13 protein-coding genes are annotated in these 15,431 nt (G+C 62.8%); 8 read left to right on the top strand and 5 right to left on the bottom strand.

Annotated elements, in window-relative coordinates; translation table 11 throughout:
- The first annotated feature begins 59 nt into the window (after positions 1-59).
- The 6 genes from ACPWMG_RS06755 to mnhG are packed head-to-tail and all read left to right on the top strand — an operon-like array spanning position 60 to position 6,231.
- Positions 60-3,035, top strand: coding sequence for a monovalent cation/H+ antiporter subunit A (locus tag ACPWMG_RS06755; RefSeq protein ID WP_483303888.1), 2,976 nt, complete (start codon positions 60-62; stop codon positions 3,033-3,035).
- Positions 3,035-3,379, top strand: a complete 345-nt coding sequence (locus ACPWMG_RS06750; protein ID WP_483303887.1) for a Na+/H+ antiporter subunit C — start codon at positions 3,035-3,037, stop codon at positions 3,377-3,379. The genes ACPWMG_RS06755 and ACPWMG_RS06750 overlap by 1 nt, the downstream gene beginning before the upstream one ends.
- The gene (locus ACPWMG_RS06745; RefSeq protein WP_483303886.1) at positions 3,376-5,103 is read left to right on the top strand and encodes a monovalent cation/H+ antiporter subunit D; all 1,728 of its coding nucleotides are present in this window, start codon (positions 3,376-3,378) and stop codon (positions 5,101-5,103) included. Before ACPWMG_RS06750 ends, ACPWMG_RS06745 begins: the two co-directional genes overlap by 4 nt.
- Positions 5,100-5,588 (top strand): Na+/H+ antiporter subunit E, encoded by a 489-nt coding sequence (locus ACPWMG_RS06740; RefSeq protein WP_483303885.1) that lies wholly within the window; start codon positions 5,100-5,102, stop codon positions 5,586-5,588. The genes ACPWMG_RS06745 and ACPWMG_RS06740 overlap by 4 nt, the downstream gene beginning before the upstream one ends.
- Positions 5,585-5,863, top strand: coding sequence for a K+/H+ antiporter subunit F (locus tag ACPWMG_RS06735; RefSeq protein ID WP_483303884.1), 279 nt, complete (start codon positions 5,585-5,587; stop codon positions 5,861-5,863). The genes ACPWMG_RS06740 and ACPWMG_RS06735 overlap by 4 nt, the downstream gene beginning before the upstream one ends.
- Complete coding sequence (gene mnhG, locus ACPWMG_RS06730; protein ID WP_483303883.1) at positions 5,860-6,231, top strand: monovalent cation/H(+) antiporter subunit G; 372 nt, start codon at positions 5,860-5,862, stop codon at positions 6,229-6,231. The genes ACPWMG_RS06735 and mnhG overlap by 4 nt, the downstream gene beginning before the upstream one ends.
- On the opposite strand, the gene ACPWMG_RS06725 is transcribed toward mnhG, so the two are convergent.
- On the bottom strand, positions 6,228-7,442 hold the full coding sequence (locus ACPWMG_RS06725) for an MFS transporter (protein WP_483303882.1): 1,215 nt from the start codon (positions 7,440-7,442) through the stop codon (positions 6,228-6,230). The two genes, mnhG and ACPWMG_RS06725, sit on opposite strands and share 4 nt — an antisense overlap.
- A gap of 175 nt (positions 7,443-7,617) precedes the next feature.
- Positions 7,618-9,207, bottom strand: coding sequence for a galactarate dehydratase (gene garD, locus ACPWMG_RS06720; protein WP_483303881.1), 1,590 nt, complete (start codon positions 9,205-9,207; stop codon positions 7,618-7,620).
- Positions 9,208-9,677: 470 nt separating this feature from the next.
- Between garD and ACPWMG_RS06715 the strand changes: the two genes are divergently transcribed.
- Both ACPWMG_RS06715 and ACPWMG_RS06710 read left to right on the top strand, forming a co-directional pair.
- A complete protein-coding gene (locus ACPWMG_RS06715; RefSeq protein WP_483303880.1) occupies positions 9,678-11,198 on the top strand; it encodes an acetyl-CoA hydrolase/transferase family protein in 1,521 nt (506 codons plus the stop codon).
- A gap of 6 nt (positions 11,199-11,204) precedes the next feature.
- Positions 11,205-12,149, top strand: a complete 945-nt coding sequence (locus tag ACPWMG_RS06710; RefSeq protein WP_483303879.1) for a bestrophin family protein — start codon at positions 11,205-11,207, stop codon at positions 12,147-12,149.
- 12 nt (positions 12,150-12,161) lie between these two features.
- Here the strand turns inward: ACPWMG_RS06710 and ACPWMG_RS06705 are convergent, their stop codons facing one another.
- From ACPWMG_RS06705 to ACPWMG_RS06695, 3 genes are read right to left on the bottom strand one after another with little or no spacing between them, the layout of a single operon-like run.
- Positions 12,162-12,890, bottom strand: coding sequence for a glutamine amidotransferase (locus ACPWMG_RS06705; protein ID WP_483303878.1), 729 nt, complete (start codon positions 12,888-12,890; stop codon positions 12,162-12,164).
- A gap of 18 nt (positions 12,891-12,908) precedes the next feature.
- On the bottom strand, positions 12,909-14,000 hold the full coding sequence (locus ACPWMG_RS06700; RefSeq protein WP_483303877.1) for a hypothetical protein: 1,092 nt from the start codon (positions 13,998-14,000) through the stop codon (positions 12,909-12,911).
- Complete coding sequence (locus ACPWMG_RS06695) at positions 13,997-15,385, bottom strand: S1 family peptidase (RefSeq protein ID WP_483303876.1); 1,389 nt, start codon at positions 15,383-15,385, stop codon at positions 13,997-13,999. Before ACPWMG_RS06695 ends, ACPWMG_RS06700 begins: the two co-directional genes overlap by 4 nt.
- Positions 15,386-15,431: the final 46 nt, after the last annotated feature.

Genomic DNA, 15,431 nt, shown 5'->3' with positions numbered 1-15,431 from the left:
CAAAGCTTGTGGGGACTACGCTGCGTTATAAGAAACGCTGTCTATAGAATAGGTTCGGCATGCCCCTCATATCGCTCATCCTATTGCCATTTCTAGGCAGCCTTATTGCCGCACTTCTGCCCGCAAACGCGCGCACCAGTGAATCAGCGTTAGCAGGCTTCATCGCCTTTGGATGCACGCTCCAAGCTGCTTTCTATTTCCCGGAAATCGCCAATGGCGGCGTCATTCAAGAGCACTACACCTGGCTGCCGTCATTGGGCATGAACCTGTCCATCCGAATGGACGGTTTTGCCTGGATGTTCTGCATGCTCGTGCTGGGCATTGGCAGTTTGGTTGTGCTGTACGCACGCTACTACATGTCGCCTGAAGACCCCGTGCCGCGCTTCTTCGCGTTCTTTCTCGCCTTCATGGGTGCGATGGCGGGTGTGGTGCTGTCGGGCAACATCATCCAGATGGCAATGTTCTGGGAACTGACCAGTCTGTTCTCGTTCCTGCTGATCGGTTATTGGCACCACCGCCGCGACGCGCGCCGTGGCGCCCGCATGGCGCTCACGGTGACCGGCGCGGGCGGGCTGTGCCTGCTGGCGGGTGTGCTGATCTTGGGGCACATCGTTGGCAGCTACGCGCTGGACGACGTGTTGGCCGCAGGTGAGATGGTGCGCAACCACCCTTGGTACATCCCGATGTTGGTGCTGGTGCTGCTGGGCGCGCTGACCAAAAGCGCGCAGTTTCCCTTTCAGTTCTGGTTGCCCCATGCGATGGCGGCGCCCACCCCGGTCTCCGCCTATTTGCATTCGGCCACCATGGTCAAAGCTGGCGTCTTTTTGCTTGCGCGTTTCTGGCCGGTGTTGTCGGGGACCGAAGAATGGTTCTGGATCGTCGGCGGCGCGGGCCTTTGCACTTTGCTGCTGGGCGCCTATGCGGCCATGTTCCAGAATGACCTCAAGGGCTTGCTGGCGTATTCGACGATTTCACACCTGGGCCTGATCACCTTGCTACTCGGGCTGAACAGCCCGTTAGCCGCTGTGGCCGCAGTGTTCCACATCATGAACCACGCCACGTTCAAGGCATCGCTGTTCATGGCCACGGGCATCATCGACCATGAATCTGGCACGCGCGACATTCGCCGCCTTAGCGGCCTGCGGCACATGATGCCGATCACCAGCACCTTGGCGATGGTGGCAGCTGCCGCCATGGCTGGCGTACCCTTGTTGAACGGCTTCCTCTCCAAGGAGATGTTCTTTGCCGAGACCACGTTCATCAACGCCACCCCTGCGGTTGAATGGGGGCTCCCCATAGCAGCAACCTTAGCGGGCATGTTCAGCGTGGCCTATTCCCTGCGCTTCACCGTCGACGTGTTCTTTGGCCCCAAAGCAACCGACCTGCCCAGCACACCTCACGAACCGCCGCATTGGATGCGTGTGCCGGTCGAACTGCTGGTACTGGCTTGCTTGGTGGTGGGTGTGATTCCGGGGCTGTCGGTCGGCGCATTTCTGAATGCCGCTGCTTGGCCCGTGGTGGCCGGGCAGATGCCCGAGTTCAGTTTGCACGTCTGGCACGGGTTCAATCTGCCGTTTGTCATGAGCCTGGTGGCCATGGCCGGTGGCAGCCTGCTGTATTGGATCTTGCGCCGCTTCCAGGGCAACAGCTCACGCGCACCTCTGCTCGGCCGTTTGGACGGCAAACGCATGTTTGAAGGCAGCATGACGCTGCTGAGCCTGGCCGGTTGGCGCGGGCGCCGCCTGCTCGGCACGCTGCGACTGCAGCCGCAATTGTTCTTGTTGGTGGGCGTAGCGCTGCTGGTTGCCGTAGCCTCGCTCTGGGGCACACAACTGCAACCCGGCACCCGTGCGTTGATGCCACTCGCGCCCACGTTCGCGGTGATGTGGACGATAGGCATCATCGGTGCCATCGGTGCGGCGTGGATGGCCAAGTTCCACCGGCTCGCCGCGTTGACACTGATGAGCGCCTCCGGCCTGGCCACGTGCATCACCTTTGTGTGGTTCTCGGCACCTGATTTGGCCCTAACCCAGTTGGGCGTGGAAGTAGTCACTACAGTGCTGTTTTTGCTGGGCTTGCGCTGGCTGCCCATGCGCCGCGCCAGCGGCCAGAGCATGACGCAACAGGTGCGCTCCATGCCACGCCGCACGCGCGACTTGACCATTGCCATCTGCGCCGGGCTGGGCATGGCCACGCTGGCCTTTGCCATGATGAGCCGCACCATTCCCGACGGCATCTCCACCTTCTTCCTGGAGCGCGCGCTGAGCGAAGGCGGCGGTAGCAATGTGGTGAACGTGATGCTGGTGGACTTCCGCGGCTTCGACACCTTTGGCGAAATCGTCGTGGTCGCCATCGTGGCGCTGACGGTGTACGCGCTGTTGCGCCGCTTCCGCCCCGCGATAGAGACCATGCAGTTGCCCCAGCAGCAGCGCGCACTGGAAAACATCCACAGCTCCGATCTTCTGAACCCACGAGACACCACGAATACTGCCGTGGGCTACCTGATGGTGCCCGCCGTGCTGGTGCGTTTGCTGCTGCCACTGGCGGCGATGGTGTCGGTCTACTTGTTCATGCGCGGCCACAACGAGCCGGGCGGCGGCTTTGTGGCCGGCCTTGTGATGTCGGTGGCACTGCTGCTGCAATACATCGTGTCGGGCACGCAATGGGTGGAGGCGCACTTGCACCTCGCGCCGCGCCGCTGGATGGCCACGGGCATGTTGTGTGCACTCGCCACCGGCATGGGCTCGCTGGCCTTTGGCTATCCGTTCATGACCACGCACACCGCCCACCTGCACCTGCCCTGGTTGGGCGACGTGCACGTTGCCAGCGCGCTGTTTTTTGACATTGGCGTGTTCACCTTGGTCGTGGGTGCCACCATCCTGATGCTGATTGCGCTGGCCCACCAATCGGTGCGCGCACACCGTCGCCTGGAAGCTGAAGAAGACGACGAGGAGCCCACCATTTTGCTCACACCCAACGCGGCTGCGGCTCCTGCCGCAGCCTCTGCAACGGGCTTCACGGGGGAGAACTGCTGATGGAAATCATGCTGTCCCTCGCCATTGGGGTGCTCACCAGTTCCGGCGTTTGGCTGCTGCTGCGGCCGCGTACCTTTCAGGTCATCTTGGGCCTGTCGCTGCTGTCGTACGCCGTCAACCTGTTCATCTTCTGCATGGGCCGCTTGTCGGTCAACCGCGAGCCCATCATCATGCCTGGGATCCCGCTCGACTTGCTGCATTACGACGACCCCATTCCGCAGGCGCTGGTGCTCACCGCCATCGTCATCAGCTTCGCCATGACAGCCCTGTTCCTGGTGGTGATGATGGCCTCGCGCGGCCTCTCAGGCTCCGACCACGTGGACGGCACCGAGGACAAGCCATGACCGAAGACCTGCTGTCCCTGCTGCAACCGGGCCCAAACTGGATCATCGCGCCCATTTTGCTGCCGCTGCTGGCGGGTGCGGTTCTCATGTTGCTGCGTGAAGACCAGCGCAGGCTGAAGGTCAGCATCAACATCATCGCCACATTGCTGTGTTGGCTGGTGGCAATGACCTTGCTGCTGTGGACTGACAAGCAACACGGGGCCGGAGCGATAGGCATCTACCTGCCAGGGAACTGGCCCGCGCCCTTTGGCATTGTGTTGGCAGTCGACCGGCTCTCGGCCTTGATGCTGGTGCTGGGCTCTACTGTGGCGCTGGCCTCGGTGGTGTTTGCCGCCGCGCGCTGGCACAAGGCCGGGGTGCACTTTCACCCGCTGTTCCAGTTGCAGATCATGGGTTTGTCGGGCGCGTTTTTGGCGGCCGACTTGTTTAACCTGTTTGTGTTTTTCGAGATCATGCTGTCGGCCTCTTACGGCCTGCTGCTGCATGGCTCAGGGCGCCAGCGGGTCAAGGCCAGCCTGCACTACATCGCCATCAACCTGGCCGCGTCGTCGCTGTTTCTGATTGGTGTGTCCATGCTTTACGGCATCACCGGCACGCTCAACATGGCCGACATGGCGGTGCGCATTCCCGAGGTGTCGCCGGCCGACCGTGGCCTACTGCACGCCGCCGCCGCCATTCTGGGCGTGGCGTTCTTGGCCAAAGCCGCCGCCTGGCCACTGAACTTCTGGCTGGTGCCGGCCTACAGCGCAGCCACCGCGCCGGTGGGCGCGCTGTTCGCCATCATGAGCAAGGTTGGCATCTACACCATTCTGCGGTTGTGGACGCTGCTGTTCTCGGCCAATGCCGGCGTCTCGGCCGACTTTGCGGGCGACTGGATCGTGGCCGGTGGTTTGATGACGCTAACCTTCGGCGCCATTGGCATGCTGGGCTCACAAAAGCTCGGCAACCTCACGGGTTACGCCATCATCACGTCGTCCGGCGCGTTGCTGGCTTCGATTGGCTTTGGCCAAGCCAACCTGGTGGCCGGTGCGCTGTACTACCTGCTCAGCTCCACGCTGGCGGCCAGCGCCATGTTTTTGATCACCGACCTGATCGAACGTTGGCGCAATGCCGGCGCCAGCATCGCGCCGCACGAGCAGAAGTTTGATGCGCCGTTTCTCAGCCCCAACCTGCGCAGCAACACCAAGTTCAACCTCGATGATGACGAAGAAGAACTCATCGGCAAACCCATTCCCAGCGCGGTGGCGTTTCTCGGCCTGGGCTTCATGTGCTGCACGCTGCTGCTGTCGGGCCTGCCGCCGTTCTCTGGTTTTGTGGGCAAGTTCGCCATGCTCAGCGCGCTGCTCAACCCCGAAGGTTTGGGCGTGCACACCAGCACACCGCCCACCAGCGCCTGGGTGTTGATGGCGCTGCTCATCACCTCTGGCTTGTTTGGTTTGATTGCGCTCACGCGCACTGGCATTCGCCACTTCTGGGCGGCGCACGACCGCAGCCCACCGCAACTGGGCTTGACCGAAGGCGTGCCTGTGGCGGCACTGCTGCTGGCCTGCGCAGTGCTGACCGTGCAAGCCGGCGGCGTGATGCGCTACACCCGCGACACCGCCAACGCCCTGCTCGAACCCGCGCCTTATATCCAGGCCGTGATGACGGCGAAAACCGTGCCCAGCCAAACCCATAGTGCCCCGGCGGTAGACATGTCGCAAACCGTAAGGGCTACGCCATGAAGCGCCTGCTCCCCGCCCCGCTGGTGTCGCTGATGCTGTTTGGCCTGTGGCTGCTGCTGAACCGCTCGCTCAGCCCCGGTAGCCTGGTGTTGGCGGCCGTGTTGGCGTTGGCGTTGCCGGTGCTGATTCAAGGCCTGCGCCCCACGCCGGTACGGGTGCGCCACCCGTTCAAGATCGCGCGCCTCATCGTCATTGTGCTGATGGACACCGCCGTCTCCAACTGGAAAATGGCCAAGGCTTTGGTGACCAAAACCTCGAAGCAACTGCACTCCGAATTTATCTTGGTGCCGCTCGACATACGCGACCCCAATGGCCTGGCCGCGCTCGCCGTGATCACCACCTTCAACCCCGGCACGGTGTGGTCTGAACTCTCGCGCGACAGCAGCACGCTGCTATTACACGTGCTGCAGATGGGCGACCCGGACGCCTTCATCGCCGAATTCAAAACGCGCTACGAGCGCCCGCTGATGGAGATTTTTGAATGAGCCTGCTGTTGTCGTGGTCGCTGCGTGCGGCCCTGTTCATGCTGGTGATGGCGATGGCGTTCACACTGGTGCGTTTGCTCAAAGGCCCGTCGGCGCAAGACCGCATTTTGGCGCTGGACTGCTTGTACATCAACGGCATGCTGGCCATGCTGATCCTGGGCATCTTCTACACCAGCGGTGTGTACTTTGAAGCCGCGCTGCTGATCGGCATGTTTGGCTTTGTGGGTTCGATGGCCATGGCCAAGTTTGTGCTGCGTGGCGAGGTGATCGAATGACCAGCCCTGACTCTTCCATGTGGGTGGATGTGCTGATCTCGGCCCTGGTGTTGATCGGCGCGCTGTTGGCGCTCATCGGCTCGGCCAACGTATTGCGCTTGCCCACCTTCTACCAACGTTTGCATGCGCCCGCGCTGGGGGCTACGGCGGGCTGCGCCTGCATCGTGCTGGCCACCATCGCCTACTTCTCGTTCAAAGAAGGCACGTTCATTCCGCAGGCGATTGCCGTGGTGTTGTTCATGGCATTGACCACACCCATGGTCACCATCTTCTTGATGCGCGCCGCGCTGTTCCGCGAGCGCCAATCGGGCAACACCAACTTGCCCACGGCCAACACCGCAGAGAACGACGAGAACGACGAAACCTAAGCCACCACCTGTGCGGCGCGGCTCAACGCCAGAGCCCGCGCGCGCAGGCGGCTGAAGTTCAGCGCCACCAGCAAGGTGCCCACGCCGCCCACACACATCATGGTGCCCGTGCCCCAGTGCGACACCATCACCCCAACCACGGCCACACCGGTAGCCTGGCCCAGGAAGAAGCAAGATGCAAACGCCGACACCGCAGCACCTCGCCGCTCGGGCGCCATTTGCGTGGCGTTGATCTGCAGCGTGTTGTGCAGCATGTAGAAGCCCAGCCCGCACACGAAACACGCGGGAATGGCCCACCACCACTCCGGCGCCAAGCCCACCGTGACCAGCGCCAAGGCAATCAACACACCGCCCCAGGCCGTCAGTCCCACCTCGCCCAGGCGGCGCACCAACGTGCCCGAGAACGCGGCGAACAACAGCCCACCAAAGCCAAACAACATCACCATAGAACCCGCAGTGGACAGCGACACGCTGAACACGCGGTGCAAATGTGTGGCGATGAACGCGAACACGCCGTAGAGCAAAGCGCCTTCCAAAAACACCGACATCAACACCACACGCGCCCACGGCTTGGACAACACCTGCGCAAACTCCGACGCCATGCGACGCACGGCATTGCCCTGCCCCGGGTTGGTTTTACGCGCCGACAGTGGCAACCGCCGGTTCACCGAAAACAGCACCATGCTGATAAAGATGAAGGCCACGCCAATGCCGAGGAAAGGAATGCGCCAGCTCAGATGGTCTGCCGTAAAGCCTCCCAGCCACACCCCCACGGACAAGCCCAGAATCTGCCCGCTTAAAAAGCGCGCCAGCACAGGCTGCCGCTGCTCGTAGGGCACCACGTCGCCAATCCACGCCATCGACAGCGGAATGATAGCCGCCGCCGTGGCACCCGCCACCAGCCGTGCCGCCACCAACTGGTGGTAGTCCTGCGCCAGCCCGCACAACAAAGACGTGACCGCGCACGCTACCGTACCGCAGGCAATTACCCAATACTTGCCAAAGCGGTCGCCCACCGGGCCGAAGAACAACTGCGCCAAGCCGTAGGCCACCGAGAAGAAGGTGATCACCGCCGCCGCTTGCGCCAGCGAGATGCCGAAGTCGGTCGCGAAGCGCGGCAACAGCGCATCGGTCACACGCAGGGAGACACCGCTGGCAAACGCCGCCAACGACAAAGCCATGACCGCCCCCGCAGGAACGGGTTCGGGCATGGCTTGCATAGTTTGAGTCGAAGTGGCTGAAGAGGGTTGCGATGTGCTCATACAACCATTGTCGTCAGCAGCGCGTTTTGATGGCGGCGCAGGGTGCAATACCCCGCGCGCACGACATTGAAACGTGGGAAGCTTGAGCGGTGATTTAAAAGTTCAGTTCAGGCTCAGATGGACTTCAGGTCACTGGGGCCGGGTTGAACAGCACCAGCGCGTTGTGCAGCTTCCACTGCTCCGCCCAGGTCTTCTTGCGGCCACTGGCCACGTCCAGCATTAACTGGAACAGCTCCCAGCCCACCTCTTCAATCGTCTTCTCACCCGTGGCGATGGTGCCGGCGTTCACGTCCATCAGGTCGTGCCAACGGCGTGCCAGATCGCTGCGCGTGGCCACCTTGATCACCGGCACTTGCGCCAGGCCATAAGGCGTGCCGCGGCCGGTGGTGAACACGTGCAGGTTCATGCCGGCGGCCAACTGCAGCGTGCCGCAGATGAAGTCGCTGGCCGGCGTGGCAGCGTAAGTCAGGCCCTTGGTCTTGAGCTTCTCGCCGGGCGAGATCACGCCGGTGATGGGCGAGGAGCCCGACTTGACGATGGAACCCATGGCCTTTTCCACAATGTTCGACAACCCGCCCTTCTTGTTGCCAGGCGTGGTGTTGGCGCTGCGGTCTACGGCGCCACGCTTCAGATACGCGTCGTACCAGGCCATCTCGCGGATCATGCCTTCGGCCACTTCTGGCGTGCTGGCACGCGAGGTCAGTTGGTCGATGCCGTCACGCACTTCGGTGGTTTCCGAGAACATCACGCTGGCGCCAGCACGCACCAGCAAGTCTGTGCAGTAACCCACCGCAGGGTTGGCCGTCACACCCGAAAACGCATCGCTGCCGCCGCACTGCACGCCCACCACCAAGGCGCTGGCGGGCACGGTTTGGCGTGTGCGCGCGTTCAGCCGCTCCAGGTGTTCTTCGGCCTGGCGCATGATGGATTCAACCATCGACATAAAGCCCACGTGGGCGTCGTCTTGCAGGCATACCACGTCGAGCTTGGCCTCTGCCGTTTCACCCACATCGGCCACATTGCGTTCGTCGATCAGCGGAATGCTGCCGGGCGGCAACAGGCGCTCGGGCTGCAGCTTTTCGCAGCCCAGGCTCACCACCATCACCTCGCCGCCAAAGTTGGGATTCAGGCTGATGTTGCGCAGCGTGCGGATGGGGATGATGGCGTCGGGCGCGTCAATCGCCACGCCGCAGCCGTAGGTGTGCTCCAGCGCCACCACGTCGTCCACGTTGGGGAAGCGCGGCAGCAGCTCAGCCTTCACGCGTTGCACGGCGAAGTCGGTGACACCGGCCACACACTGCACGGTCTGTGTGATGGCCAGGATGTTGCGCGTGCCCACCGAGCCATCGGGGTTCACAAAGCCTTCAAACGTGTAGCCTTCCAGCGCGGGCAACGGCTCGGGTTTGACGGTGGCGATTGGCAGGTTGTCGAGTTCGCGCGCATCGGGCATTTTCAGCAGGCGCTCGTGCACCCAACTGCCAGCGGGAATGTCTTTCAGCGCGTAGCCAATCGGCACGTTGTAGCGGCGCACTGCTGTGTCGGCCGGCAAGTCAACCAGCGCCACCTTGTGGCCTTGGGGCACGTGGTCGCGCAGCGTCAGGCCTGAGGGGAACACCGTGCCGGCGGGCAAACCACCGTCGTTGGCCACGATGGCCACGTTGTCGGCCTCATGCATGCGGATGGACAGCGGCGCTCTCGAAAGGGGGGCGGACATGGGGGAAATCCTTTGACCTGTGGGCGTTGTTTGAGTAATTGTTCAGCGGGCCGTCCCGGCAGCGTCCTTCAGGAAACCTGATCAGCAGCGTTTTGTCTCCGCTAGTCATCAGTTGTCTGATAACCAATCTAAATGATGCCGCAATTGGGGCCACTCGTCAAGTTACGGGACTCTGTACGGCACGACGATCGGCGCTCATATGTCTCAGGCATTTTTGGCCTCTAGCGCTTTATGGATAGGCGTAGATAGCTCTCCTTTTTGAAGCAATGCTTCAGCCCTGATCTGGGCACAAACCATAGGTAACGACGCAACCACGCCACGTCCCGCCTTCCCGCAAACCGTTTGCATTGCCCCCACCGCTGCGGCACCATCTGAGCCGTAGCGTGTCTCCAAAATATCAGGGTTTACCCTTAACCACAGCGAACCGACTGCTAGAATTTCTGGCTGCACCCGCCAACCGGAGCCCAAAAATGTCTGTCGCCGACCGCATCCGCAACCCCGCCCTTTTGTCTCGTGTGATGTCTGCCGACGACGCTGCGGCCCTCATCCCCGCCGGTGCCAACGTTGGCATGAGCGGCTTCACCGGCGCGGGTTACCCCAAGGCCTTGCCGCAAGCTCTGGCCCGGCGCATCGAAGGCTTGCACGCAGCCGGTGAAAAATTCCGCATCAACGTCTGGACGGGCGCCTCCACCGCGCCCGAGCTCGACGGCGCACTCGCCAAGGTCGACGCGATGGAAACCCGCCTGCCCTTCCAGTCCGACCCGGTGTGCCGCCAGAAGATCAACAACGGCGACATGCATTTCATCGACATGCACCTTTCGCACGTGGCACAACACGTGTGGTTTGGTTTTCTGGGCAAGCTGGACGTGGCGGTGATTGAGGTGGTGGGCATCCTGCCCGATGGCCGGCTCATCCCGTCCATGGCCATCGGCAACAACAAGACCTGGCTCGACCAGGCCGACAAGGTGATTCTGGAAGTGAACACCTTGCAGCCCGAGAGCCTGGAGGGCATGCACGACGTCTACTACGGCACCGACCTGCCACCACGCCGCGTGCCGATTCCGCTGCTGCACCCCAACGACCGCATCGGCGAACCCTACCTGCACTGCGACCCGGACAAGATCGTCGCCATCATCGGCACGCACCAGACCGACCGCAACTCGGGCTTCGCCGCGCCCGATGTGGTGTCCAACCAAATCGCGCAACACATCATCGACTTCCTGCAGCACGAGGTCAGCAAGGGCCGCCTGCCGCCGCACTTGCTGCCGCTGCAGTCGGGCGTGGGCAACGTGGCAAACGCCGTGTTGGCGGGGCTGAACAACGGCCCGTTCGACCAGCTCACCGGCTTCACTGAAGTGCTGCAAGACGGCATGCTCGACCTGCTTCGCTCGGGCAAGATGGTCTCGGCCTCGGCCACTGCCATCTCGCTCAGCGCCGAGGCCCTGGCCGACTTCACCGCCAATATTGACTATTACCGCAAGCGCATCGTGTTGCGCCCGCAAGAGATCAGCAACCACCCCGAGCTGGTGCGACGCCTGGGCATCATCGGCATGAACGCAATGATCGAGGCCGACATCTACGGCAACGTCAACTCCACCCACATCATGGGCTCGAGCATGATGAACGGCATTGGCGGCTCGGGCGACTTTGCGCGCAACTGCTACCTGTCGTTCTTCGTCACGCCGTCGCTAGCCAAGGGCGGCACCATCTCCAGCATCGTGCCCATGGTCTCACACGTCGACCACACCGAGCACGACGTGCAAGTCATCGTCACCGAGCACGGCCTGGCCGATTTACGTGGCCTCTCGCCGCGCCAACGTGCGGTGAGCATCATCCACAACTGCGCCCACCCGAAGTTCCGCGATGCGCTGCTCGACTACACGGCACGCGCCTGGCGCGACGGCCCCGGCCGCCACACGCCGCACTTGCTGGACGAAGCGCTGAGCTGGCACACGCGGTACCTGCGCACAGGCAATATGTCGGCACCATAATCTCCCATGATTGTTCGTGACCGGCCCTCGGGCCTGAAGATGTTCCTGCTGATCCGCGGCTCGGTGCTGCACCAGATCCGCACCGTGCTGCTGGTCAACATCTTGTTGGCCACTGTTGTCACCATCACCCACGGCGGCGCGTCGTTCAGCCACAAGATCACGCTCACCGCCATTCCGTTCACGCTGATCGGCTTGCCGCTGGCCATCTTCCTTGGCTTTCGCAACACCGCTGCGTACGACCGTTATTGGGAAGCACGCAAACTCTGGGGCGAGCTGCTGCTGCGTTGCCGCAACCTCTCGCGCCAATGCCAAAGCCTGATCGACTTGCCTGCGCCCTTGCAGCCAGGCCTGGGCCTGGACGACGTGCGTGTACGCATGGTCTACCGCGCCATGGCCTTCTGCCACGCCCTGCGCCAACAACTGCGCAACGTGCCCGACCAAGGTGAAATGCAAGCCCTGCTGCCGCCCGCCGAATGGCAATCATTGGCCACCAAACAAAGCAAGACCGAAGCGCTGATGCAGCACATGGGCAACGACCTGCTGCAGTGTCTGCGCGCCGGCCACATCAGCAGCCCCCTCGCCGCCAACATCGACAACACGCTTAGCGCGATGGTGAGCGCCGCCGCGTCATGTGAACGCATCAAACATTCGCCGCTGCCGTTCTCGTACACGCTGCTGCTGCACCGCACGGCCTACATGTATTGCTTTTTGCTGCCCTTCGGCCTGGTCGACACCATTGGCTTCATGACGCCGTTTGTCGTGGGCATCGTGGCCTACACCTTCTTCGGGCTGGACGCGCTGGGCGACGAGATTGAAGAGCCGTTCGGCATGTCGCCCAACGACCTGCCGCTAGACGCCATCTGCCGTACGGTAGAAATCAACTTGCGCGAATCGCTGGGCGAGGCCAATTTGCCACCGCCCTTACAGCCGGTGGATTACTGCTTGCTTTAAGCAGGGCTCGTTTTAGAACGCGCTTTCAACCTCGGCCAAATCCACAAACGAGCGCAGCAAAGCCTGCGCATGCGGTGTCGGGCCCAAGGCCGACAACATCGCCGCCACGTCGCGCCCATGCGCGGCATGCACTTGCGCGCGGCGCTGGATACACGCGGCCATCAGCGGCGCGGTGAATTCGGGGTGGAACTGCAGCGACATGGCCTTGGGGCCGTAGCGCAGCATCTGGTGCGCGTCGTGTGCGGAGCGGCCGAACACCGTGGCGCCGGGCGGTGGCACCAGCACACTTTGGTCGTGGCTTAGAAAGGCATCGAAGGTGCTGGGCAAGCTGCCGAAGAATGGATCGTCCTTGGCGTTTGCGGCCACGGTGATGGGCAAACGCCCCACCTCCGTGCCTTTGGGGTGGTAGTCCACCGTGCCGCCCATGGCATGCGCCATGAGTTGGTGGCCGTAACACACGCCGAGCAACGGCCGCTGTGCCGCCACCATCTGGCGCACCCAGGCGGCGGTGCGTTCGCTCCAGTCTTCCTTGTCCGTCACCATCGACCAAGAGCCGGTGATGATGGCCCCGGCCACGTGCTGCACATCGGGCAGGGCTTCGCCGTCGGACGGGCACACCACTTCGCTGCGCACACCCCACGCGTTCAGGATGGGGCGAAACCACGCGGGTTGTTCGCCAAAGCTTTGGCGAATGTCCTCGGGCGGACGGGTCATCTGCACAATCAAGATGGATTTCGACATCGTCACAGCTCTCTAACCTCACTCTTCCTCTTCGTCCGGGTCACCGGGATTAGTGCCTTCGTCTTCGTCACTGTCTTGCAGCCTCTCGTCCAGCCGCTGCCGCAAGCCTTGCGATTCCTGCAGCCACTGCTGCACCGGCACGGGCGCCACCAAGCGCCAGCCGGGCGGGTACAACTTGGCCAGGCGCGGCTCGCCTTGGTTGTCTTTGTTGACAAACCATGCGGTAACACCCATACAGACCAGCAACAAGCCAGCCACCACCACTCGGCGCACCCATGGGCGGCGTGGCGGCGCTACCGCCCACCACTGCAGCACCAGGCCCAAGCCCAGCGCCCACCAATCGATATAGGGGACAGCACGCGCCAGTAGCACCGACCCAAAAGCAAACGCGGCGGCAGAGGCAACCGTTGACAACACGGCCGCCCCCACGGACACCCCGAGCACGATGCGCACATGCCGCCAGAAGTGCGCGTGCCCGGTGAACAGCTTGCTCACCAACGCCGCGCCGCCGGCCCAAATCAGCGTGAAGCCCAACACAATGCCGAGTTGCTTGGCGACATTGAGACCGAAGTGGTTCAGCTCTGCGTTGTCCAGCCACGTGTCCCATGCACCTTGTGCCATGAAGACCAGCAGCAGCGCGGCGGTGATGGCCACGCTGCGCCAGCGAAAGCGCGCCAGCAGTTGTTCAGGCTCCAGCGCGGCATGGGCCAGGCGCAAGCGCAGTCGCAGGCGGCCGAGCACCAGGTCATCCGCACCCGACCAGTCAAAACGGCTGCCACGCGCATGCTGGGTGTGGCCGTGGCGCACGCCGTTGATGGTTTCCAAGACGTGTACCGCCAGGGGCCCTTCAGTGGCTTTAACGGCGTTAGTGACCACAGCCTCATCCAATGGCACGTCCGTCTGCGGCGCCTCGATGCGCAAATGCTCGGGCGCCACATGGGGGTCGCTCAGGACCAGATCATTCGTCAACGCACGGCCCACCGTCACCGGCCAGCGTTGCACCGGCAGGCTTTGCAGCAGCGCGCCGCTGCGGTCGTGCACCTCCAACAAAGCCAGTACCGCGCCAGTGGGTACGGTGCTCGCGGGCGTCATGCCGTCATTGGCGCTCATGGCTTGGCACTCTCTTTCACGTCAGCCGCTTGCGAAGCATCCCATTGAAAGCCATCGACATAACGCGCAGCCAGCTTCAAGGCGTTGTCGAAGTCCACGCCAAAAGCGTCGATGCGCCCGCGCACCCCTTGTGTGGGCTGGTTGAGCGAGGTCACCACCACCGACATGTCGTACAGGCCGCGCAGTTGCCGGTAAGCGCGCACACACATCACCGCACGCATGGCCACGCCGCCCCGGTCGACGTAGCGCTCGGTGCAGTCAGATGCGGTGCCTTGTGGGTTGGCGCGGCTCACAAAATGCTCGTCGTCAAAGTGCTTGCTGTACAAGGTGGCGAAGCGCATGGCGCCGAGCTTGGGCGCGTCGTAGGCGGTATGGCGCATGCGAATGAAGCCGGTGGTGAGCTTGCCGGCAAACAACTGGCTGTCGAACTGGCAGTTGGTGTCTTCCATTTCATAAGACTTCTGGTCGGCATCGCGCGCGCGGCCCCAGCAGCGGGCCAGGCTGTCGTCTGGCACGGGCACGCTGTAGCCTTGAAAAGTTTGCACCTTGAATGGCGTGTCCAAAAAGCGCTGCGTCAGCGTTTGTTGGTGCGCCAGCAGTTGGCGCGTGACCTCGGCCTGCGCGCTGGTGGTGATGGCCGAGGCTTTGGCGCCACGCTGCGTCAGGGTCTGCGCAAACTCGGCTGGCACCAGGAAGCTCAGCAGCTCGCCATCGAGTCGCTTGGACACGTTCACACCAATCACCTGGCCCGCCTCGTCCAGCACCGGGCCGCCGCTCATGCCGGGGTTGATGGCGCCGCCGAAAAAGATGCGCGGGTAAAAACTGCGCTGCACCATGCCGTTGTAGGTGCCCTCGGTCACCGCGAAGCCAATGTCCAGCGGGTTGCCCAGCGAGTACAGGCGCTCGCCACGCGACAAGGCACGCTGCGGGCTGCGAAAGGCCAGGGCCGGAAATTTATCAGCGCCCGGCGTCTTCACACGCAGCAAGGCCAGGTCGTGCAGCACGTCAAACGCCAGCAGTTCCAAGTCAGCCTGTTTGCCGTCAACCGGCACATACACGCCCCGGTAGCGTTCGGGCTCCAGCGCCAATTGGCTGGCGACGTGGAAGTTGGTAATGATGAGCCCGCTGGCCGACACAAAGAAGCCTGAACCCACACTCGACTGTGCGTTGGTGTTGCGCACCAGCGTGCGGATCTGCACCAGCTTCTCGCGCGCACTCTCATAAGCGCGCTGCGCATCACGCGAAACCGGCTGGGTGACAGGCACCGAAGATGCCGGCTCCAGCGCCTGGGCAGGCGCCGAGAACGCCAAGCCTGACGCCACAGAGAACGCCAGCGAAGTTGCCCCCACAAACAACTGCCGCACAAACAGTTTTAAATGTTTCATGCTCTGATTCTAGGAGCCAGGCCGCCTCCCAAGGCCCCTGTGAGGT

It is taken from the genome of Hydrophilobacter chitinilyticus, assembly GCF_049860745.1.
In the GTDB taxonomy this organism is placed as follows: domain Bacteria; phylum Pseudomonadota; class Gammaproteobacteria; order Burkholderiales; family Burkholderiaceae_C; genus Rhodoferax_B.
The sequence above is the reverse complement of the archived record's forward strand: the minus strand, read 5'-3'. Positions and strand labels throughout refer to the sequence as shown.